Raw genomic sequence first — 21,905 nt, forward strand, 5'->3', positions numbered from 1 at the left:
ATATTAAAAGAATGCGATAACAGTTCTAGATTTAATGTGTGTGTTTTCTTTAACAAGCATTGCGTAAAGCATGTGAGTTTGTCATTCTGACTTTCTAAGGTTTATTTAAGGATATAAAACCCATCCTATGCACAAATTTATTCCATTCTTTGCCGTTGCGATCCTATTAACGGGCTGTGCCCAGAATACTGATAATGGTCAGCAATATTTTGACCAAGAATTTACTCAGCCTCTTACGCAAACTAAAACTATAAATAGTAATGCATTTCGAGATTTAAACTCGTTTGATGCGCAGGCTAAGCAGGTGCTAGATAACTCACCTTCCATGGCGGCTAAGTACCAAGAGTTGTACCAACACCTTTCTGAGTGGGCATTGCAAAGTGGAGATCCTGCTGACCTAGAACGTTTTGGCGTACAAAGTGCGCAGATGCGTGGCGGAGACAATAAAGGGAATGTGCTATTTACTGGATATTTTTCTCCGGTCATTGAATTACGTCATGTTCCTGATCAAACCTATAAATACCCTGTTTACGGTAAGCCAAGTTGCAGTAGCCAATGTCCTACTCGTGCTCAAATCTATGATGGGGCATTAACGGGCAAAGGGTTAGAACTTGGTTACGCGGCCAACATGATTGACCCATTTTTAATGGAAGTGCAGGGCAGTGGCTTTGTTCATTTTGGCGATGACAACAGCATGCAGTATTTCGCTTATGCGGGGAAAAACAATCGCTCTTACGTCAGTATCGGACGCATCTTAATTGAGCGCGGTTTAGTCGAGCGCAAAGACATGTCTTTGAAAGCGATTAAACAATGGGTGTCTGAAAACGATGAAGAGACCGTAAAAGAGCTATTAGAGCAAAACCCTTCTTATGTGTTCTTCGCCCCGAAAGATGATTTAGCGGTGCGTGGTTCGGCAGGCATTCCTTTATTGCCAATGGCAGCAGTGGCAGGAGACAGATCTTGGCTACCTATGGGCACGCCAATTTTAGCTGAAGTGCCTTTGCTTAATGCCGACGGCACATGGTCTGGTACACACGCTTTGCGCTTGTTATTGGTATTAGATACCGGTGGCGCAGTGAAACAAAATCACCTCGATCTTTATCACGGTATGGGCGAGCGAGCAGGTGTACAGTCTGGGCACTATAAGCACTTTGGCCGCGTCTGGAAATTAGGCTTAGAAAACTCAGTCACCGCTAATCCATGGCAATTGCCAAAAGGGAAACAGTGATTCGATTTTACAAGTCAGCCTAAACACGGCAAAGACTAGACATTAAACACAAGAGTGCGTATAAAACGCACTCTTGTTGTTTACAGTTCAGAGATAAAGCTCATGCGAGAATTAACCACCCCAGCATCCGAATCCTATGACCAACGTTTTGGCGGTACGCGTCGCCTGTATGGAAATAGCGAAGTGGAAATCTTACGTGCCGCGCACGTGTGTGTGATTGGTATTGGTGGTGTGGGCTCTTGGGCAGTAGAAGCGCTAGCGCGCAGTGGCGTGGGTGAGTTAACTCTAATTGATATGGACGATGTGTGCGTGACTAACATCAACCGTCAAATACACGCTATGAGCGGCACTGTGGGCAAGAGTAAAATTGAAGTGATGGCAGAGCGTGTCGCGCTAATTAACCCTGAGTGTAAAGTGAATCTGATTGATGACTTTATTGGCCCAGAAAATCAATCTGAATATTTGAGTAAAGAATACGACTACGTATTAGATGCCATTGATAGCGTTAAAGCTAAGACTTCATTGTTGGCCTATTGTCGTAGCAACAAAATTAAAGTGATCACTATCGGTGGTGCTGGTGGTCAGGTCGACCCAACGCAAATCAGTGTGGCGGATCTGAGCAAGACAGTGCAAGACCCGCTTGCAAAGAAAATCAAAGATCAACTGCGCCGTTTCCATAACTTTAGCAAGAATCCAAAGCGTAAGTTTGGCATCGATTGCGTCTTTTCTACAGAGCATCTTAAATACCCGCAAGCCGATGGTAGTGTCTGCGCGGTGAAAGCCACAGCCGAAGGCCCTAAGCGAATGGATTGTGCGACTGGCTTTGGCGCAGCCACTGTTGTGACTGCCACCTTTGGTTTTGTCGCAGTGTCGCGTATCATTGCCAAATTGATTGAAAAACACAGCGCGTAATTAAGGTCTACTTATCATGACATACCCAGAAAACCCGTTTGGCAGCACCATTCTTGAACAGGATATCCTTGCGCAGATGCAACAATGCCAAGGTTGGGAGCAGCGTTATCGACAGGTGATCTTGTGGGGTAAGCAATTACCCGCAATGCCTGATGAGCTAAAAGCTGAACAGGTGTTAGTGGCGGGTTGTGAAAGCCAAGTATGGTTGGTGGGTAAGCAAGTTGACGGAGTTTGGCAGTTTTGTGCTGACTCTGACGCGCGCATTGTGCGCGGTTTGATTGCCTTGGTACTGACGGTATGTAATGGCAAAAACAGTCAACAAATTCAGCAATTTGATATCGATGACTATTTTGAAAAACTTGGTTTGATCCAACATTTAAGCCCATCGCGAGGCAATGGGCTTAAAGCAATTGTTGAGCAAATTAAAACACTCAGTGCATAGGTTGGTTTATAGGTTTATAGGTTTATAGGTTTAGCGATTGTTGAGAAGCCGCTAAAGCATATCAACGGCCTTGGTTAGAGCCGCAATTAGCGCATCCACTTCTTGCTCATTGTTATACACAGCAAAAGAGATGCGCACCGTTCCCTTTATACCTAAGCTATCCATCAGTGGATGAGCACAGTGGTGTCCCGCGCGTAGCGCAATGCCTTGTTGATCGAGCAAGGTCGCAATATCTTCATGATGCACTCCCGGCATAATAAAGCTTAAAATACTGGCTCCTGCTTGATAACCGACAATCTCAATATCTTCAATTTTTGAAATGGCTTGGTAGGCTTTGTGTTGCAACGCCTGCACATGTTGCTCAGCCTCGGCATGATTGATACTGGTTAACCAATCAATCGCGCTTGAGAGGGCTAAAGCGCCGGCTACATTCGGCGTACCCGCTTCAAATTTGCCGGGAAGCTCACTAAATGAGGTGCCAGAAAAGCTGACCTTTTGCACCATTTTGCCGCCGCCATGCCAAGGTGGCATCGCCTCAAGTAAAGCCAGTTTGCCGTATAACACGCCAATACCCGTTGGCGCATACAGCTTGTGACCAGAAAAGACGTAAAAATCACAATCTAGCGCCTGCACATCAACCGCCTCGTGAACAATACCTTGCGCGCCATCAAGTACGATAACAGTATTAAATTGGCGAGCCAGTTTGATCATCTGTTTTACAGGATGATGAGTCCCGGTGACATTAGAAACTTGGCCAATGGCTAAGATCTTGGTGTTGTGATTAAGGCGTGCTTGAAAAGCCTCAAGATCTAAAGTGCAATCGTCCAACATCGGGATCTTTACGACTTTCGCGCCAGTTTGCTCCGCCACAATTTGCCAAGGAACAATATTGGCGTGGTGCTCCATTTCACTGACCAGTATTTCATCACCTGCTTGCAGAGTGTTTCTGGCATACGTTTGCGCAATCAAATTGATGGCTTCGGTGGCGCCGCGCGTCCATACAATCTCTTTGTGGGAGCTTGCGTTGATGAAATCACGCACATTTTCACGAGCTTGCTCAAATGCGCTGGTGGCGCTGGCCGTTAAGCTGTGCGTACCTCTGTGTACATTGGCATTGTGCTGCGAATAGTAGTGGCTAATCGTATCGATAACCTGCAACGGTTTTTGGGTGGTGGCAGCGCTATCAAGATACACCAAAGGTTGTTGGTTTACTTGTTGCTGCAATGCAGGAAACTGGGCTCGAATGGCTTGAATATCAAACACCTTTAGCTCCTAATTCGTGATAATGAAGGTTAGGTAGTGGCACCATAGGCTCAGCTACGCTCCAAGCAAAGGCTTTACCTGAAAGCAAAATGATGATTTCGATGGCAAACTCAAAAGCGCTAGCTGGGCCTTGGCTAGTCAGCAGTTTATTGAGTTGATCATAGGTGACGCGTTTATCTCGCCAATTGTTTTCAGGAATGTGCGCTTTAAAGTGTGGATGGCAAGTCATCAATGCTTTTGGATACAACTGATGGTGTTGCAGTACCAATGCAGGGGTCGCGCAAATCGCAGCGTTTAATCGGCCATCGTATTGTTGCTGTTTGATCATTTCGACCAACAGGATGCTTTGTTGGAAAACCTCAGCGCCGCCAACGCCGCCGGGCATCGCAATAACATCAAACTCTTCATCGGCTACATCCACAAGTTTCACCTCAGCGGTGAGCACAATGCCACGCGAACCTTTAAAGCTAAGTGCACCTTCAGGATCAACGCTGGCTACCGTTACTTGGTAGTTAGCACGAATTAAAACATCAATGATGGTAATGGCTTCCATCTCTTCAGTGCCCGGAGCTATGGGTACTAAGGCCTTAATGGTCATTGCTGAGCCTCTTTTTGTTTGATCTGTTGATAAAGCGTTTGATTGTACGGTGTTAAAATCTGCTGTGCTTTGGCGCGCTGGAGTAAGTACCCCGTAATATAGTCGATCTCGGTACGACGCTGATGTTGAATATCTTGATGCATTGACGAGAAATTTTCGCTGGTGGCTTGGATAACCTGCTGACTTTTGGCAAACAGTGCATCGCTATCGCAAGTCAGTCCTTCAGCGGTCATGACTTCACTAATTTCCACACAAAGTGCTTGTATTAGAGCCAAAGTCTCACTTTGCGCAAGCTCGCCGTTACGGCAATTATGGATGGCGGTTAATGGGTTGATACAGCAATTAATCGCCAGTTTGTTCCACAGAGCTTGTTGAATATTATCGTCCCAAGATACAGGTGCAAGGGCATGATCTAACATAGGGACTATTTGTGATGATAGCAATGCGCCACGCTCGTTGAGAGCGCCGACGATTGTTTGTCCCTGTCCCGTATGTTGAATTTTAGACTGATTATCTATGAGTGCGCCGTGAGTGGTGGTAGCAAATAACACCGGGTGTTCAGAGAATTGCGCTAACAGTGGATCGACAGCGCCCATGCCATTGTGGGTAAAAAGTACGCAACAGCCTTTTTTGAGATGCGGAATAATGGGCAATAGAGCTTGCTCTACCTGCCATGCTTTGACTGCCACAATCACTAGATCGGCATTATTCATATCCGAGATTTGGTTGGCGCGAAATTGAATAGGGGCTTGCTGCGCAAATGACAGCGATATGCTAGGCGCTGTGTCTCTGCTCCACAAAGAGATATTGTGACCCGCATTGTGTAGATAACACGCCCACAGCGAACCAATGGCACCCACGCCAAGGATACTAATATTCAAACCATTCTCCAGTCTAAATGCCCATTGTCATGTGTATTTTAAGGGGTAAATACACAGATAAGAACCAAGGACACAAATTCATGGCTAGGATACTCGGAAATGCATTTATTGGCGAATTCACGGCATTAAAAAAGGCGCTAAAGCGCCTTTTTTACCACTTTAAGTTCTATTAGAACTTGTAAGTGACAGCAACGTAGTGGCTTACACCTGATGATTCAAATGCGCTTGAATCTTTGATGCCGTATACGTCTTTGTAAAGTTTAAGACCGTAACCCACTGCGTAACGATCTGAGTGCCAGTATAGGCCGTTGAACATTGCGCCGCCGTTGCTCGCTGAAGAGTATTTCTCTTTCATGCCGAATTGGTAATCGATATAACCTTGGTATGAAAGGAACGAACCATTTTCAAAGAAGAAGAAAGGTTTAAACCAGTTAGTAGACACTTGGTAACCGTTCCAGTCTTTAACGTTTGAATCGTAGTTACCGTAAAAGTTTAGGCCAATTTTACCAAGCCAAGGCACCATTACATCAGAACCAAGACCGATTTTTTGTTGGTTTACACCGAAAGTGCCTTTCGCTGCGTTAGTGGTTACGCCATCCCAAGTGATTTCTGAAGCTACGTACAACTCTTGTACTGGACCAAATGATAGGTCTCTATGAGTTAGTGCATCCAAAGACATACGTGGAGCAAACTTCATAAACATTTTTGCATCGGCATCAGCTTTATCTGAGCTAGGGCTAGATAGAAGGTTGAATACATCAACATAGCCGTAAAGATCGAAGATCCCAGAGCGACCGCCAAATTCCATTTCTAGATAATCATGGCTTGAATTACCAGGCTTCTCGTCAAACGCGCCCATTAAGTTAAATTGCATCCACTTATAGTCGTTCTTGTGGATGTCACCGTCTGTGTAATCAGCTGCAAGAACTGGAGCTGAGGTAGCCGCTAATAGGCCGAGAGTTAAAAGTGATTTACGCATAATAAAGGGGTCTCTAAAAATGTTTTAGCGAAAAAATGGACTTGCCATTCCGTAGCAATCGATTCCGTCCCTCGAATAATAGAGATCTGACACACAAATGGAAGTGGGAAAATGTAAAAGTTGAACATTAATTAGTGATCAAGATCACGGAAATGCAAACTTGGCGTTCAAATAACATTCAATTGCTTATTTTTTACGGAACTTTTTTTATAGCGAAATAATGAAATACTTCTGATCGATTATTAATCGATTGCGTAACAGTTTTGGAGATCAATAAAGAAGAGTGGCATATGGCAATTATCAAACTATTTCCTTTAAGTTCTGTTGTATTACCCGAAGGGAAAATGAACTTGAGAATCTTTGAACCTCGTTACAAACGTATGATCAGCGAATGTTGTAGGGCGGGAGAGGGATTTGGAGTTTGTTTGATTAGTGAGCCGACTTTGTCTTCTCCAAGAAAAATCTCACGTGTCGGCACACTTTCTAAAACAATCGATTTTGAACAACTTTCTGACGGATTCCTTGGTGTCACTATCGTAGGAACTCGTCGCTTCAGAGTGAAAAGGGTTTGGAGAGAGTTTGATGGCCTACGTTGTGCTGAGGTGGAATACCTCAATAACTGGGACAGCCAAGCACTGTCTAAAACCGATACTTTTATCAGTGATCAACTGCAAAGGGTTTATCAAAGATTCCCTGAAATCAGGAGTCTTTATTCGGACTGTTTTTTTGACGATGCTACTTGGGTCAGTCAACGATGGTTAGAGTTATTACCTTTAGAGCAAGAGCAGTTCGAACACCTCACGTCCCAAGCGGATTGTCATGAAGCGGTGAGATTTCTATGCCAAGCCATTGAAGCCAGATGATAGTGATATGGAGATAAAATTATGTTTAAGAACTACCTTCCTGTAATGCTCGTTGCTTCGTCATTATTTATTGTGGGCTGTAATGACGATGATGAACCTTCTGCTCAAGCTAGAGTGCAAGCTGTACATGCCTCCGCGGATGCACCATTGGCTAATGTCACTATAAATGGAGATGACGCCAGCAGTACGAACTCTACTTTTAATAGCCAAACCCTATCGGGCGTAGATTATGCTACAGCATCGGGTTATATCGCTCTTGATGAAGGGGAAAACTCAATTCAAGTTGATGTTCAGTTGCCGGGAGGAGAAGTAGCGACAGTGATTCCTAACACTGTACTTAATTTGGATTCAAGTTTGTTGTACACAGTGATGGTTGTTGGGCAAGCTGATGCAAGTTCAGAATTCGCAGTTGAGCCCTTAATTATTGCGCGTAGTGCTACAGGAGACAATGACGCCACTAATGTCGATGTGCAAGTTGTGCATGCATCCCCCGGTGTTCCTGAGGTCGATGTACATGTCACTGGCCCCAATGATGATATTAACCCCGGCGCCCCGTTGGCCACCCTATCTTACAAGGCTTCAACGGGAGTCGTGAGTGTTCCTGCTGCTGAATACCGAGTTCGATTAGCGTTGGCTGGCACCAGCACTGTAGCTTTCGATTCTGGAGCGGTTGCCTTACCTGCAGGGGCTGAACTCACTATCGCAGCTATCCCAAATGTGAATGCTGCTAAAGATGAAAATACAGTGTTATCACCCGTTAAACTGCTCGTTATGGATGGAACAGGATCGTCGATTATCCATGACACAAACGAAATTACTCAAGTGAGAGTAGGGCATTTATCAGCGGATACCCCGACCGTTGATGTATCGGTAGATGGTACCGTGCCAGTGGACCTCACTAATGTGGATTTTAAAGTGGTGTCAGGCTACTTAGATTTAGCGGCCAAAGCTTATGATTTAGGTATATTTGCGTTCGATGACCCGACTAACTTACAAATTGACGCGCAAGGTGTTGAGTTTGAGAAAGGTAAAGATTACAGCGTTTATGCGATAAATGAATTGGCAAACATTGATGCATTGGTTATCGAAGATAAACGACGTCCAGTAGCAACCAGTGCCACATTAAGCGTACTGCATGCAGCATCTTTACCCGCAGCTGCAACAGTTGACATATACTTAACGACATCAACAGATATTTCGAATAGTGATCCAGCCCTAGCTAGTTTTGCGTATACAGATATTGTTCAGAATGTATATGTCGCAGCAGGGAGTTATGTTGTAACTGTGACGGGCGTGGGAAGTAAAGATGCGCTGCTTCAATTGGAAGGCGTAATGCTAGAAAACGGTAAGGTGTATAAAGCGATTGCTACTAACGAAGGTATTCTCGCAGCAGACATTACTGAATAACCTGGAGGGAGGGAGTTTTTCCCTCTCTAATTCTCTAAAGGTGAATCATGGAAACGTTAACCAATGCCTCGAACCCGAGTAGGGCAGAGTGGAATGAGTGCATGACCAAGGTGCAGCAGGGGGATAAAGGTGCATTTGCAACACTGTTTAAACATTTTTCTCCAAGGCTCAAGCAATTTGCTTATAAGCATGTAGGTAATGAGCAAGTAGCGTTGGAGTTAGTTCAGGAGACACTGACTGCGGTTTGGAAAAAGTCGCATTTGTTTGACGGTAGTAAAAGTGCCTTGTCCACTTGGATATACACCATCGCCAGAAACTTGTGTTTCGATTTGCTAAGGAAGCAAAAAGGGCGAGAATTACATGTACATGCAGAAGACATTTGGCCGGATGATTACTGTCCACCAGATCTCGTAGACCAGTATTCACCTGAGAGAAATATGTTGCGAGAACAAATAGTACGCTATTTAGATACGCTTCCGGTGAAGCAAAAAGAGGTGGTCAAAGCCATTTATCTTGATGAATTGCCTCACCAAGAAGTCGCAGATAAATTTGATATCCCTCTAGGTACAGTTAAATCACGATTGAGATTAGCAGTTGAGAAGTTAAAAGACACAATAAGGGCGGAACAAGTATGAAAAATCATCCAAGTGAAGAGTTGTTGAAAGCCTATGCGGACGGAAGCATCGACGCTTGTAATGGATTGACGCTCGCTGCACACCTTGAGACCTGCGAGCATTGTCATAGCAAGGTTGATGAACTTGAAAGTCAAGCATCCCAAATTATGATGGAGCCTGATGCTGAAATAGATATTGAACAGTCCATGATGGACGAAATATTTAATAATATTGTTTGTTTAAGTAAAGATAAAACCTCGTTAAATACCCAAAAACCCTCGGTAAAAATTGAAGTTAACGGTAAGAGTTTTGTATTACCTAAATCTTTGAGAGGTGTAAGTAAAAGACTGAGTGAATGGAAGAGCTATGGGGGAAAAGTGTACACCGCTCATTTAGATTTAGGCGAAGAAGAGCGAGTGAGTTTGCTCTACATTGCTGGTGGCGTGCAGGTGCCGCAACACACCCATAAAGGCGTAGAGACAACATTAGTACTCCACGGCAGTTTTAGCGATGAAGAGGGGTACTACAGTGAAGGGGACTACATTGTAGCGGATGGTTCAATAAAGCATTCTCCCCGTACAGAGGAAGGTCAAGACTGCTTATGTTTGACCGTACTTAGTGAACCTATGGTATTCACACAAGGTGTCGCAAGAGTATTCAATATATTTGGCAAAGGTATGTACCCTTAATAAAAATAGCCACACTTTTGATACTTTAGTCAATCGTGTGGCTATTTTTTTAAGTTACGTAGAATCAGGCTTTTATTTTAAAGCTTGTTTGTGTTGTTCTTCATCTTCTAAGCCACGCTTTCTTGCTCTGTCGAGTACATCGTTAAAATAACCGCGAAGAGAGTAAAGCATAATTAAGCTTGGAATCACCATGGCCGCGGTGATGATAAAGAACATCGACCAATCATTTAAGTAATCAACCAGTTCACCACTAAAAGAGGCTAAGGTTGTTCTGCCTAAGTTCCCGAGCGAGGCAAGCAATGCATATTGGGTTGCAGAGAATGCTTGTCCGGTCAGTACTGTCAAAAATGACACAAAGGCTACCGTTGAGAAAGCGGTGGTAAAGTTATCGACAATGATAGTGGCCAAAAATAGCGTTTCATTTGGGCCTGATTTCGCAATCCAAGCAAACATTAGATTGCTCGATGCCATCGCCACACCGCCAATCATTAAGCCTTTTACAATGCCAAACTTAACGTTAAACATACTGCCGATAAAGGTAAACAGTATGGTTGCTCCCCAACCAATCAATTTGGAATAGTCGCCTATTTGTTCATTACTAAAGCCAATTTCTTTATAGAAAGGAATCGACATACGACCAAGGAAGGCTTCACCAATTTTAAATAGAAAGACAAACAGCAATAAGGTGATTGCGACTCGAACGCCGTTGCGTCGGAAAAAGTCAGCAAAGGGTTCAATCAAGGTCACACTCAACCATGCTACAACTGGTGAGCCAACCACTTTACTGTGGCGTTGTTCTGCTTCTGATTGCAGTTGGCTGCGTGCGGTTTTTGGCTCTTTGGTAAACAAAGTGAACACCATCAGCAGTGCTACAATTGCGGTCATTCCTAAATAAACGCCGTTCCATCCTATGCTATCGGCGTTCACAAATGCCAAATAACCAGGAAGAGAATAACCTGTCCACCATCCAACGACCGCCATTGCCGATGCTTGAGGCAGTTTTGAGGCTTCACTTTTAGAAAAACTATCAATGCGGTAGGCATCGATGGCCACATCTTGAGTGGAGGATGCAATCGCGATACCCAAGGCCAGCATTGAGGTAAACATCAGGCTTTTAGCGGGATCGACTCCAGAAATAGCCAGTGTACAAACCAGCATAATGGCTTGGCATAAGAAGATCCAAGAGCGGCGCTGACCTAATAGGCGATGCAAAATTGGCAGTTTTACCCTATCAACCAAAGGGGCCCACATAAAGTTAATGGCATACACCACAAAAACAGAACCGAAGTAGCCGATAGCCGCGCGACTAAGTCCCGCGTCTTTTAGCCACCCAGACATGTTTGAGCCAATCAGTACCCAAGGAAAACCACTTGAGCAACCCAACATAAACACCCAAAGCAAGCGCTTATCAAGGTAACTTTTAAAGGTCTCACCCCAAGACATCTTATCCGTCATTTTCTTTCCTTTTACTCATACGTAACGCAGAGCCAGTAGCTCTGCGTTTACTTTAGGGTAACTATAGAGGGGATTTATTTTTGAATTGTCACTTTAGTGACAACGATAGGCGTTGCTGGGATATCTTTCATGAAACCATTGCTTTTGGTCGGTACACTCGCCATTTTTTTCACAACATCAAAACCTTCAACCACTTGACCAAATACCGCGTAACCAGGGTTAGATGATGAGTAGTTTAAAAATTCATTATCAGAGTAGTTAATGAAAAACTGACGAGTTGCTGAGTCAGGGTTATTGGTACGAGCCATTGCCACACTAGCGGTTTTATTTTTCAGACCATTGCTGGCTTCGTTTTTGATAGGGCCGTAGGTTTTAATTTGCGTCATATTTTCATCAAAACCACCACCTTGAGCCATAAAGCCAGGAATAACGCGATGGAAAATAGTGCCTTCATAGCTGCCATCTTTTACATAGCGAAGGAAGTTAGCGCTACTTAGAGGGGCTTTTTCTTCATTGAGCTGAATAGTGAAGTGACCTAAGGTTGTTTCGAATACCACTTTGGTATTGGCAAATACTGACGCGCTAAATAGCGCACAGATTACAAGTAGTAATCGGCTCATTGAAATTTCTCCTGCATGTAATTGATAAGTTCTACGTCATTGGCGATGTCATTTAACACGAGCTTAGATACGTGATTAAGCATATGTTCGATTTGTTCGTTAGAAGCACCCATAGAGTTATCGCCTTTGGCACTGCCAGAATAGGTTTTAACAAACTTTCCTGTTGGGGTTTCAGCAGTCACTTTTAAGGTAACTTTGGCATCCATTTTGTTGCTAAAAGTAGATGATTTTACTCGAACTAAAGCTTCTTGTAGTTCTACTTCAATGCTGTTGTCACTATTGTTGGCAATCACAAAGCCTTGAGACTGTAAAATTGATTGCATGGCATTATTTAAGGCAATTCTTGCATTTTGTTTTGCATGAATAGGCATCGCCTTATCATCATCTTTTTTAACTAATGCTAAGTATTGAGCAGTACGAACGTCAGTCGTAGTTAGGCTTAACGTTTTTTGTTCGTTGATAGTCACTTGACTGCTATCTGCTTGCGGGTTGAAATTCAGTTGTTGGTCGGTTGGGCTAGCACAACCGCTCAATATAAGGGCTGAAAAAGCAATAATCAGCAAATGTTTCATTGATAGTTCCCTTAATAACATAGTGAAAAATAAAGTACTTCACCGAGAGTAGCATACACCTCGGTGTTATAACGTTAGTTGATTGATTTTCAAGAGGCTTTCTTTGCCGAAAGAATCACAAACTTCTTATTACTGGCCACCACGCTGACTCGGCCTTTGCCAAATAAGCGTGTCAACTTAGCCAAATAACCTAAGTGCCCGTTACCCACAACCAATAATTCTCCAGCAGTTTCTAGAACATTATGGGCATCACAAAACATTTGCCATGCTATGTGATCCGTTACGGTGTTTTGTTGATGAAAAGGAGGATTACACACCACCAGATCGTAACTGTCTTTTTTAAAGTCTTCGAGGCAATTATTGGCTAGAAACGTATAACGTTCAGGGTTATCGACATTGGCGGTGACGTTCATTCGCGCCGATTCCACCGCCATGAAACTTTCATCAACACTGGTAATGGTAGAAAGAGGATTGTTTCGCCCCAATTTGACCGATAACACACCATTACCACAACCTAAGTCGATAATATTTTTATGCTTCGAACCTTGCGGAAGATGTTCAAGTATAAAGCGTGCACCTAGATCTAAGCTTTCCCCTGAATAGACATTGGCTAAGTTGTTTAGCTGCATATTATGTTCAGGTACATCCCATGTGGTTTTTTCGTCAACTATTGGCGTTGCTTGATCACCAACCTGACTAAAGACTAAGCGATGCTTTTTCCATGCCAGAGAAGTGCGGGTTTCACCGAGGTGTTTTTCAAATAACTTCAGCGTTGAGGTATGAATGGCATTGGCTTTATTGACCGCAACGACTGGGGTTTCTGGGTTTAAGTGCGTTTTAAGTTGATGCAATTGCCAGGTTAGGAATCGATTACTCTTAGGTAGTTGCATAATGACAGCATCAATGTCGTTTGGCATCGCATCAGTTGAGTGTAATAGAGTAATTTCATTGCATTGATTTAAGAGGAGATTTTGTTGTGCGCCTTTTTGACTGACGAGTGAGTCAGTTTGCAGGTAGACGTGATGCTCATGAGAAAACCAGCAGCTTAGGGCACCAAAATTATCATTTAAAATTAAAACTTTAGAGCCTAGTGGTAATGGCGTTTCAATAAAATGGTTAATAACGTATTCATCCCCTGCATCCCAAGCTTGCAGTGTTTCGCTAGCCCTTTTGGGGTATCGATGAAGAGTAAATTGTTGGTCGTGCAGTACGAGCTCTGTTTTCATGATTATAAATGTTAAAAAAGTGATCCTAAACTTTGTCTATTGTCGCAAATTAGCGCTATTTTTGCGAATTAACTTATTGTTCTGTTTTAGAATAGAGGGAGTGTTCTAGTTTAATTTGGTTTGTATTTCGTAGTAAATTGTACAGAATGATAAAAGCACTATACGTTTATTATCTATATTCCTAAACGTATCAACATAGAGAGATAGCATGCGACAGCAGAAAATTGAGAAAAAATTGGATTTTTACTTCTCTCCGTATCACTTACAAGTTATCAACGAGAGCTACAAACACAATGTGCCGGAAGGTTCAGAGAGTCATTTTAAGGTCGTTATTGTCAGTGATAAATTTGCAGGTTTAAGATTGGTTGCTCGCCATCGTCTAGTAAATGAAGCCCTAACCGATGAATTTGGTGAAGGGTTACATGCACTTTCAATGCATACACTGACAAAAGAAGAATGGAAGCAACAAACATTTCCCAGCTCTCCAGATTGTATGGGGGGAGGCCATTAAAGGGCAGGGCTCTATTCTAGAGTCTCATTAAGTAATTCTAATAATTGTTACATTTTATCGATCGTTCACAAAGTGACCTTTAATTCATAAAATTAATGTGAGTGCCGTGTTTTGGATCAATTTTTATGATGTTTATAACAAAAAATGTATGATTTTTTGCTAATCGTCGCGGCTCATCGTGGAATGTATGCAAGCGTTAATGTTAGAATTGCGAGCCCTGAAGAGCCTTATGAAAGGTTCATTTAGTAGTTCACAAGGATATGTTAGAAAAAACCGACCTATCTGTTATAAATAAGAGCATGCAAAGTGTGTTTTTGTTATGAAAGTCTTTTTTCCTTAAAATAGTGCAAGTGCGTATGATTACAATTAAAAAGGGTTTGGACCTGCCTATATCAGGTGCTCCTACCCAGGTGATTAATGACGGGAATCCCGTTTCAAAAGTCGCCTTGCTGGGCGAAGAGTACGTGGGCATGCGACCAACAATGCATGTTCGCGAAGGGGATGTGGTAAAGAAGGGACAGGTTCTTTTTGCTGATAAAAAGAATCCTGGCGTGGTCTTTACTGCACCTCAAAGCGGAACGGTTACTCAGGTAAACCGTGGTGCAAAGCGTGTTTTGCAATCAGTTGTTATTGAAACAGCTGGTGATGAGCAAATTACCTTTGATAAATATGAACAACAAGAGCTGGCTAAGTTAGATGCGGATGTCATTCGCAAGCAACTGGTTGATTCTGGTTCATGGACCGCTTTAAAAACTCGTCCGTTCAGTAAGGTTCCCGCAGTCGATTCTTCGACTGATGCCATCTTTGTTACGGCAATAGATACCAACCCATTAGCAGGAAATCCTGACGTTATTATTAACGAGCAGGATGAAGCATTTGTAGCAGGTTTAGACCTTCTCTCAGTGCTTACTAATGGCAAGGTTTATGTGTGTAAAAGTGGTGGTTCTCTTCCTCGTTCAGAACAAAGTAATGTTGAGGAGCATGTATTCTCTGGCCCACACCCTGCGGGTCTAGTGGGCACTCACATGCACTTTTTGTATCCCGTCAACGAACAGCATGTCGCTTGGAACATCAATTACCAAGACGTTATTGCTTTCGGTAAGTTATTTTTAACGGGTGAAATCTATACAGATCGTGTCGTGGCTCTTGGTGGTCCTGTCGTGAGCAACCCGCGTTTGGTTCGCACTACATTAGGTGCATACCTTCCTGAATTAGTCGACAAAGAATTGATGCCAGGAGAAGTACGTATTATCTCTGGTTCTGTGCTTTGGGGTACAAACGCAACGGGTCCTCATGCTTTCCTAGGTCGTTATCACATGCAGGTTTCTGCATTGCGCGAAGGAAGAGATAAAGAGTTCTTAGGCTGGGCTATGCCTGGTAAAAACAAGTTCTCTGTGACGCGTTCATTCCTTGGTCATTTATTTAAAGGCCAATTATACAACTTAACTACATCGCTAAATGGCGGTGAGCGTGCGATGGTTCCAATTGGTAATTACGAAAAAGTAATGCCATTGGATATTGAGCCTACGCTGCTTCTGCGCGATTTGTGTGCTGGAGATGTAGACAGTGCGCAACGCTTAGGTGTGTTAGAGCTATCCGAAGAAGATGTCGCCCTTTGTACTTATGTTTGTTCTGGCAAATATGAGTTTGGTGAATTACTTCGTGAGTGTCTAGACACTATCGAGAAGGAAGGTTAAGTCATGTTGAAGAAATTTATTGAGGATCTCGAACCGCATTTCGAAGCCAACGGTAAATGGGAAAAATGGTATCCACTATATGAAGCGACCGCGACGCTTTTTTATACTCCGGGTACAATAACAAAAACCAAATCACATGTGCGTGATAGCGTTGATCTAAAGCGCATCATGATCATGGTGTGGTTTGCAGTTTTCCCTGCGATGTTCTGGGGTATGTACAATACCGGTAACCAAGCAATCACAGCGCTATCTACGTTACATTCTGGTGCTGAATTAGCCACTTTAGTTTCAGGTAACTGGCACTACTGGCTAACAGAAATGCTGGGAGGTGCTATCAGTGCCGATGCTGGGTGGGGCAGTAAGATGTTGCTTGGTGCAACCTACTTCTTGCCTATCTATGCCACAGTATTCCTAGTCGGTGGTTTCTGGGAAGTCTTGTTCTGTATCGTGCGTAAACACGAAGTCAACGAAGGCTTTTTTGTTACCTCTATCCTGTTTGCATTGATTGTTCCGCCGACATTACCTCTATGGCAAGCTGCACTAGGTATAACCTTTGGTGTTGTTGTCGCAAAAGAGATTTTTGGTGGTACAGGTCGAAACTTCTTAAACCCTGCGTTGGCGGGCCGTGCATTTTTGTTCTTTGCATATCCGGCACAAATCTCAGGTGATTTAGTTTGGACTGCAGCTGATGGTTTCTCTGGTGCTACGGCGCTAAGCCAGTGGGCACAAGGTGGTAACTCTAACCTAATCAACAATGTAACAGGCCAATCTATTACTTGGATGGACGCCTTTATCGGTAATATCCCTGGTTCTATCGGTGAGGTTTCGACCTTATTCTTGATGCTAGGTGCACTGATGATTGTTTACATGGGAATTGCATCTTGGCGCATTATCGCCGGTGTAATGATTGGTATGATCGCAACCGCGACCCTATTCAACCTTATTGGTTCTGATTCCAATGCGATGTTTAGTATGCCGTGGCACTGGCACCTAGTTTTGGGTGGTTTTGCGTTTGGTATGTTCTTCATGGCAACCGATCCTGTCTCTGCCTCTTTTACCAATAAAGGTAAGTGGTGGTACGGTATTTTAATTGGTTTGATGTGTGTGTTGATTCGAGTAGTTAACCCGGCATACCCAGAAGGTATGATGCTGGCTATTCTATTTGCGAACCTATTCGCACCACTATTCGACCACGTTGTTATCGAGAAGAACATTAAGCGGAGACTAGCACGCTATGGCAAATAAAAACGATAGCATTAAAAAGACGCTAGGTGTCGTTATTGGTTTAAGCCTGATTTGTTCTATTGTCGTTTCGACGGCAGCAGTAGGGCTACGTGATAAGCAACAAGCCAATGCGGTGCTAGATGAACAAACAAAAATTGTAGAAGTTGCGAAGATCTCTAAGCAAGGAACAATCCAAGAATTATTTGGAAACTATATTGAACCTCGTTTAGTTGACCTTAAAACCGGTGAGTTCGTTGATGGTGATGCTGCGGCATACGACCAACGAGCAGCGGCAAAAGATCCAGCACAATCTATTCGATTGGACGCAGCGGATGACACGGCTAAAATTATTCGTCGTGCCAACATTGCTACTGTGTATCTAGTGAAAGACGGTGATAGCTACTCTAAAGTGATTATCCCTATTCACGGTACAGGTCTTTGGTCAATGATGTACGCTTTTGTTGCGGTTGAAACAGACGGCAATACAGTGTCAGGTATTACTTACTACGAGCAAGGTGAAACTCCTGGGCTAGGTGGTGAAGTAGAAAACCCGAACTGGGTCGGTCAATTCGAAGGCAAACAATTGTTCGATGAGAACTTTAAGCCTGCATTAAAGATTGTTAAGGGCGGCGCAGCACCAAATGATATTCATGGTGTTGATGGCCTTTCTGGCGCAACTTTGACGGGTAACGGCGTGCAACATACTTTCGATTTCTGGTTAGGCGATATGGGCTTCGGACCATTCCTTGCTAAAGTACGCGAAGGAGAGCTGAACTAATGGCTATGTCTAAAGAAATGAAGCAAAACCTTTGGGCTCCTGTTTTAGATAACAACCCAATTGCTTTGCAGGTTCTTGGTGTGTGTTCTGCGCTTGCGGTAACCACTAAGCTTGAAACAGCATTTGTTATGACACTAGCGGTAATCTTTGTAACCGCTTTGTCTAACTTCTTCGTGTCTGTTATTCGTAACCACATTCCAAACAGCGTGCGTATCATCGTGCAGATGGCGATTATCGCTTCATTGGTAATCGTGGTAGACCAAATCCTAAAAGCTTACCTTTACGATATCTCTAAGCAGTTATCGGTATTTGTTGGCTTGATCATTACTAACTGTATCGTAATGGGTCGTGCAGAAGCATACGCAATGAAGTCTGCGCCAATCCCATCGCTACTTGATGGTATCGGTAATGGTTTAGGTTATGGTTTCGTACTGATTACTGTGGCATTTTTCCGTGAACTGATTGGTTCTGGCAAATTGTTTGGTATGGAAGTACTTCCTCTAGTGTCTGACGGTGGTTGGTATCAGCCTAACGGTATGTTCTTGCTTGCGCCGTCTGCATTCTTCTTGATTGGCTTCATGATTTGGGTGATTCGTATCTTCAAGCCTGAACAAATAGAAGCGAAGGAGTAGTAGCACGATGGAACATTATATTAGCTTGCTGGTTAAATCGATTTTCATCGAAAACCTAGCATTATCCTTCTTCTTGGGCATGTGTACATTCCTTGCTGTATCTAAGAAGGTGAAAACCTCTTTCGGTCTTGGTGTTGCAGTAGTGGTGGTATTAACCATCGCTGTTCCTGTGAACAACTTACTGTACAACCTAGTGTTGAAAGAGAATGCGTTAGTCTCGGGTGTGGATTTAAGTTTCCTTAACTTCATCACCTTCATCGGTGTTATTGCAGCTCTAGTACAGATTTTGGAAATGGTATTAGACCGCTTCTTCCCACCTTTGTACAACGCGCTAGGTATTTTCCTACCGTTGATTACGGTGAACTGTGCAATTTTCGGTGGCGTATCTTTCATGGTACAGCGTGACTACAACTTTGCTGAATCGGTCGTGTATGGCTTTGGTTCTGGCGTAGGTTGGATGCTAGCAATCGTTGCTCTTGCAGGTCTACGTGAAAAGATGAAGTACTCTGATGTACCTCCAGGTCTACGCGGCCTTGGTATTACGTTCATCACTGTAGGCCTAATGGCGTTGGGCTTTATGTCTTTCTCCGGTGTTCAACTGTAAGAGTAAATTATAAGGATTAGTCAATGAATACGATCGTTCTTGGCGTTGTGATGTTTACTCTGATTGTATTGGTGTTAGTGCTAGTGATTTTATTCGCTAAATCTAAGCTGGTACCAACGGGTGACGTCAATATTTTAGTTAATGGTGATCCAGAGAAAGGTTTTACCGTTTCTCCGGGTGACAAACTGCTGAGTGCACTTGCAGGCAACGGTATCTTTGTATCGTCAGCTTGTGGTGGCGGTGGCTCTTGTGGTCAGTGTCGCGTTAAAGTGAAATCCGGTGGTGGTGATATCTTACCAACTGAGCTTGACCATATTAGTAAAGGTGAAGCACGTGAAGGTGAGCGTTTAGCCTGTCAGGTTGCTATAAAAACTGACATGGAAATCGAACTTCCTGAAGAGATCTTCGGTGTTAAAAAGTGGGAATGTACGGTTCTTTCTAATGACAACGAAGCGACTTTCATCAAAGAGCTTGTACTGCAAATTCCTGATGGTGAAGAAGTACCGTTCCGTGCGGGTGGTTACATTCAGATTGAAGCTGAACCTCATCACATTAAATATGCTGACTTTGATATTCCAGATGAGTACCGTGAAGATTGGGATAAATTCAATCTATTCCGTTACGAATCTATCGTAAAAGAAGAGTCTATCCGTGCATACTCAATGGCTTCTTATCCAGAAGAAAAAGGCCTTATTAAGCTGAACGTGCGTATTGCTACGCCGCCGCCTAATAATCCTGACGTTCCACCGGGCATTATGTCTTCGTACATTTGGTCTCTAAAAGCAGGCGACAAGTGTACTATTTCAGGTCCATTTGGTGAGTTCTTCGCTAAAGATACTGATAACGAAATGGTGTTTGTTGGTGGTGGTGCTGGTATGGCTCCAATGCGCTCTCATATCTTTGATCAGCTGCTACGTTTGCAATCTAAGCGTAAGATGACGTTCTGGTATGGTGCTCGTTCGAAACGTGAAATGTTCTACATTGAAGATTTCGATAAACTAGCCGAAGAAAATGACAACTTTGTATGGCATTGTGCGTTATCTGATCCTCTTCCAGAGGATAACTGGGATGGCTACACAGGCTTCATACACAACGTATTATACGAAAACTATCTGAAGGATCACGAAGCTCCAGAAGATTGTGAGTACTACATGTGTGGTCCACCTATGATGAACGCAGCTGTAATCGGCATGCTAAAAGACCTAGGTGTAGAGGATGAAAACATCCTACTTGATGACTTCGGTGGCTAAGCCGTAATCAGATAAAACAATGGCTGGCTCTTTGAGTCAGCCATTTTGTTTTATCGTCTATCGCGATAGTAGGCTTGCCCTGTATTGGTATAAGGAAAACAAGATGAAGTTTGTAAATCATCTTATTCAAGGTTCAAAATGGCTAACAGCAATACTGGTTTCAGTAGTGGTGCTAAGTGGCTGTGAGCAAGCGCCAGAGCAAGTTGCATTGGCGGGTAAAACGATGGGTACGACCTATCACATTAAATATATCGCTGATAGTAAAGTGGCTGATTCAGAAGCGATGCAGAGCAAAATTGATGAACTGCTAGAGAAGGTCAACGACCAAATGTCGACCTATCGCCCTAAATCTGAATTAAGCCAATTTAACCAATATAAAAAAGCGCAGCCTTTCCCATTATCTAAAGATATGGAAACGGTAGTGCGCGAATCAATTCGTTTAAACAAACTCACTGAAGGTGCGCTTGACGTTACCGTTGGTCCTTTGGTGAATCTTTGGGGATTTGGCCCAGAAGCTCGCCCTGATAACGTGCCAACTGATGAAGAATTAGCAGCGCGTCGTAAAATGATAGGTATTGAACACCTTTCTTTAACTGACCAAGGCTTAGCAAAAGACTTACCAGATCTGTACGTTGATCTCTCCACGATAGCCAAAGGTTGGGGCGTGGATGTGGTAGCGAATTATCTTGAATCACTCGGCATTCAACGTTATCTAGTTGAAGTTGGTGGTGAGTTAAGATCGAAAGGACAGAACAATCAAGGGATCCCTTGGCGAATCGCCATTGAAAAACCCACTGTAGATGTCAGAGAAGTTGAACTGATTATTCAACCAGGCAATATGGCGATGGCAACATCGGGTGATTACCGCAATTATTTTGAACGTGATGGCATTCGTTATTCACACATCATCAATCCAAAAACTGGAAAACCGATTGCACACAAGGTAGTCTCTGTAACAGCAATTCATCCTTCTTGCATGACAGCCGATGGTCTAGCGACTGGCTTGATGGTGCTAGGAGAGAAAGAAGGTATTCGAGTAGCCAATCAAAACGGTCTAGCGGTGTTTATGGTTATAAAAACCGAAGATGGGTTTAAAGAGGTGTATTCGGATGCCTTTGCTCAGTATTTAAATAAGTAAGGTTGAGCTATGACAACGTTCTTAGTGACTTTTGGTATTTTCCTTGGCTTCATCGTATTGATGTCCGTAGGCTACATTATCCAAAAGAAAGTAGTAAAAGGAAGCTGTGGTGGCTTGGATGCAATGGGCATTGATAAAGTGTGCAGTTGCCCAGAACCTTGTGATGCACGTAAACGCCGCGAAGCTAAAGCGGCACAACGTGCAGAGAAAGTAGCGGCTTGGGAAAAAGACCGAATCGCTTAACTTTTTTGAACGAAATACCTTGCACTGCAATCGATATTAACAGGCAGTACCCATAAAAAATGCCAAGCTTATGAACTGA

Annotated in this window: 24 protein-coding genes; 16 read left to right on the forward strand and 8 right to left on the reverse strand. The window is 43.4% G+C overall.

The genetic code is table 11. From position 1 onward, the window contains the following. Nucleotides 1-127 precede the first annotated feature (127 nt). The 3 genes from mltA (at nt 128) to csdE (ending at nt 2,582) form a co-directional block, all read left to right on the forward strand. The gene (mltA, locus tag VHA01S_RS14650; protein ID WP_023405137.1) at nt 128-1,228 is read left to right on the forward strand and encodes a murein transglycosylase A; all 1,101 of its coding nucleotides are present in this window, start codon (nt 128-130) and stop codon (nt 1,226-1,228) included. Between the two features lie 102 nt (nt 1,229-1,330). After that, nucleotides 1,331-2,140 (forward strand): tRNA cyclic N6-threonylcarbamoyladenosine(37) synthase TcdA, encoded by an 810-nt coding sequence (tcdA, locus tag VHA01S_RS14655; protein ID WP_023405138.1) that lies wholly within the window; start codon nt 1,331-1,333, stop codon nt 2,138-2,140. A gap of 16 nt (nt 2,141-2,156) precedes the next feature. Continuing rightward, on the forward strand, nt 2,157-2,582 hold the full coding sequence (csdE, locus tag VHA01S_RS14660; protein ID WP_023405139.1) for a cysteine desulfurase sulfur acceptor subunit CsdE: 426 nt from the start codon (nt 2,157-2,159) through the stop codon (nt 2,580-2,582). Nucleotides 2,583-2,633: 51 nt separating this feature from the next. On the opposite strand, the gene csdA is transcribed toward csdE, so the two are convergent. From csdA to VHA01S_RS14680, 4 genes are all read right to left on the reverse strand, one after another. Beyond that, nucleotides 2,634-3,845 carry a cysteine desulfurase CsdA gene (gene csdA / locus VHA01S_RS14665; protein WP_023405140.1) on the reverse strand — a complete coding sequence of 404 codons (1,212 nt, stop codon included), beginning with the start codon at nt 3,843-3,845 and terminating at the stop codon, nt 2,634-2,636. Continuing rightward, entirely contained in the window at nt 3,838-4,443 is a 606-nt protein-coding gene (locus tag VHA01S_RS14670) for a DJ-1 family glyoxalase III (RefSeq protein ID WP_023405141.1), read from the reverse strand. Before VHA01S_RS14670 ends, csdA begins: the two co-directional genes overlap by 8 nt. Beyond that, nucleotides 4,440-5,324 (reverse strand): 2-dehydropantoate 2-reductase, encoded by an 885-nt coding sequence (panE, locus tag VHA01S_RS14675; protein ID WP_023405142.1) that lies wholly within the window; start codon nt 5,322-5,324, stop codon nt 4,440-4,442. The genes VHA01S_RS14670 and panE overlap by 4 nt, the downstream gene beginning before the upstream one ends. Before the next feature lie 169 nt (nt 5,325-5,493). Further along, the gene (locus tag VHA01S_RS14680) at nt 5,494-6,303 is read right to left on the reverse strand and encodes a nucleoside-specific channel-forming Tsx family protein (RefSeq protein WP_023405143.1); all 810 of its coding nucleotides are present in this window, start codon (nt 6,301-6,303) and stop codon (nt 5,494-5,496) included. A gap of 290 nt (nt 6,304-6,593) precedes the next feature. Here VHA01S_RS14680 and VHA01S_RS14685 point away from each other — a divergent pair, with 290 nt between their 5' ends. The 4 genes from VHA01S_RS14685 to VHA01S_RS14700 are packed head-to-tail and all read left to right on the forward strand — an operon-like array spanning nt 6,594 to nt 9,876. Further along, complete coding sequence (locus tag VHA01S_RS14685) at nt 6,594-7,166, forward strand: LON peptidase substrate-binding domain-containing protein (protein WP_023405144.1); 573 nt, start codon at nt 6,594-6,596, stop codon at nt 7,164-7,166. Nucleotides 7,167-7,187: 21 nt separating this feature from the next. Next, nucleotides 7,188-8,573, forward strand: a complete 1,386-nt coding sequence (locus VHA01S_RS14690; RefSeq protein WP_023405145.1) for a DUF4397 domain-containing protein — start codon at nt 7,188-7,190, stop codon at nt 8,571-8,573. Nucleotides 8,574-8,620: 47 nt separating this feature from the next. Further along, nucleotides 8,621-9,208 carry a sigma-70 family RNA polymerase sigma factor gene (locus tag VHA01S_RS14695; protein ID WP_023405146.1) on the forward strand — a complete coding sequence of 196 codons (588 nt, stop codon included), beginning with the start codon at nt 8,621-8,623 and terminating at the stop codon, nt 9,206-9,208. After that, nucleotides 9,205-9,876: a ChrR family anti-sigma-E factor gene (locus VHA01S_RS14700; RefSeq protein WP_023405147.1), complete on the forward strand. Its 672-nt coding sequence runs from the start codon at nt 9,205-9,207 to the stop codon at nt 9,874-9,876. Before VHA01S_RS14695 ends, VHA01S_RS14700 begins: the two co-directional genes overlap by 4 nt. 72 nt (nt 9,877-9,948) lie before the next feature. On the opposite strand, the gene VHA01S_RS14705 is transcribed toward VHA01S_RS14700, so the two are convergent. From VHA01S_RS14705 to VHA01S_RS14720, 4 genes are all read right to left on the reverse strand, one after another. Then, nucleotides 9,949-11,331 (reverse strand): AmpG family muropeptide MFS transporter, encoded by a 1,383-nt coding sequence (locus VHA01S_RS14705; RefSeq protein ID WP_023405148.1) that lies wholly within the window; start codon nt 11,329-11,331, stop codon nt 9,949-9,951. 74 nt (nt 11,332-11,405) lie between these two features. Then, nucleotides 11,406-11,951: a peptidylprolyl isomerase gene (locus VHA01S_RS14710; RefSeq protein WP_023405149.1), complete on the reverse strand. Its 546-nt coding sequence runs from the start codon at nt 11,949-11,951 to the stop codon at nt 11,406-11,408. Beyond that, nucleotides 11,948-12,523 (reverse strand): YajG family lipoprotein, encoded by a 576-nt coding sequence (locus tag VHA01S_RS14715; RefSeq protein WP_023405150.1) that lies wholly within the window; start codon nt 12,521-12,523, stop codon nt 11,948-11,950. The genes VHA01S_RS14710 and VHA01S_RS14715 overlap by 4 nt, the downstream gene beginning before the upstream one ends. An 89-nt stretch (nt 12,524-12,612) precedes the next feature. Then, nucleotides 12,613-13,749, reverse strand: a complete 1,137-nt coding sequence (locus VHA01S_RS14720; RefSeq protein ID WP_023405151.1) for a methyltransferase — start codon at nt 13,747-13,749, stop codon at nt 12,613-12,615. Nucleotides 13,750-13,957: 208 nt separating this feature from the next. On the opposite strand from VHA01S_RS14720, the gene VHA01S_RS14725 reads away from it, so the two are divergent. From VHA01S_RS14725 to nqrM, 9 genes are all read left to right on the forward strand, one after another. Next, nucleotides 13,958-14,260: a BolA family protein gene (locus VHA01S_RS14725; RefSeq protein ID WP_023405152.1), complete on the forward strand. Its 303-nt coding sequence runs from the start codon at nt 13,958-13,960 to the stop codon at nt 14,258-14,260. Between the two features lie 356 nt (nt 14,261-14,616). Beyond that, nucleotides 14,617-15,957, forward strand: coding sequence for a Na(+)-translocating NADH-quinone reductase subunit A (locus VHA01S_RS14730; RefSeq protein ID WP_023405153.1), 1,341 nt, complete (start codon nt 14,617-14,619; stop codon nt 15,955-15,957). Nucleotides 15,958-15,960: 3 nt separating this feature from the next. Then, on the forward strand, nt 15,961-17,202 hold the full coding sequence (locus VHA01S_RS14735; protein ID WP_023405154.1) for an NADH:ubiquinone reductase (Na(+)-transporting) subunit B: 1,242 nt from the start codon (nt 15,961-15,963) through the stop codon (nt 17,200-17,202). Then, a complete protein-coding gene (locus tag VHA01S_RS14740) occupies nt 17,192-17,959 on the forward strand; it encodes a Na(+)-translocating NADH-quinone reductase subunit C (RefSeq protein ID WP_023405155.1) in 768 nt (255 codons plus the stop codon). Before VHA01S_RS14735 ends, VHA01S_RS14740 begins: the two co-directional genes overlap by 11 nt. Beyond that, on the forward strand, nt 17,959-18,591 hold the full coding sequence (locus VHA01S_RS14745; RefSeq protein ID WP_023405156.1) for an NADH:ubiquinone reductase (Na(+)-transporting) subunit D: 633 nt from the start codon (nt 17,959-17,961) through the stop codon (nt 18,589-18,591). The genes VHA01S_RS14740 and VHA01S_RS14745 overlap by 1 nt, the downstream gene beginning before the upstream one ends. Nucleotides 18,592-18,598: 7 nt before the next feature. After that, a complete protein-coding gene (gene nqrE / locus VHA01S_RS14750) occupies nt 18,599-19,195 on the forward strand; it encodes an NADH:ubiquinone reductase (Na(+)-transporting) subunit E (protein ID WP_021714738.1) in 597 nt (198 codons plus the stop codon). 23 nt (nt 19,196-19,218) lie between these two features. Further along, nucleotides 19,219-20,445 carry an NADH:ubiquinone reductase (Na(+)-transporting) subunit F gene (gene nqrF, locus VHA01S_RS14755; RefSeq protein ID WP_021714739.1) on the forward strand — a complete coding sequence of 409 codons (1,227 nt, stop codon included), beginning with the start codon at nt 19,219-19,221 and terminating at the stop codon, nt 20,443-20,445. Nucleotides 20,446-20,548: 103 nt separating this feature from the next. After that, nucleotides 20,549-21,583: an FAD:protein FMN transferase gene (locus VHA01S_RS14760; RefSeq protein ID WP_023405157.1), complete on the forward strand. Its 1,035-nt coding sequence runs from the start codon at nt 20,549-20,551 to the stop codon at nt 21,581-21,583. A 9-nt stretch (nt 21,584-21,592) separates the two neighbouring features. Then, nucleotides 21,593-21,826: a (Na+)-NQR maturation NqrM gene (nqrM, locus tag VHA01S_RS14765; protein WP_023405158.1), complete on the forward strand. Its 234-nt coding sequence runs from the start codon at nt 21,593-21,595 to the stop codon at nt 21,824-21,826. The last annotated feature ends 79 nt before the right edge of the window (nt 21,827-21,905 follow it).

The sequence above is a fragment of the Vibrio halioticoli NBRC 102217 genome (assembly GCF_000496695.1).
GTDB classification, from domain to species: domain Bacteria; phylum Pseudomonadota; class Gammaproteobacteria; order Enterobacterales; family Vibrionaceae; genus Vibrio; species Vibrio halioticoli.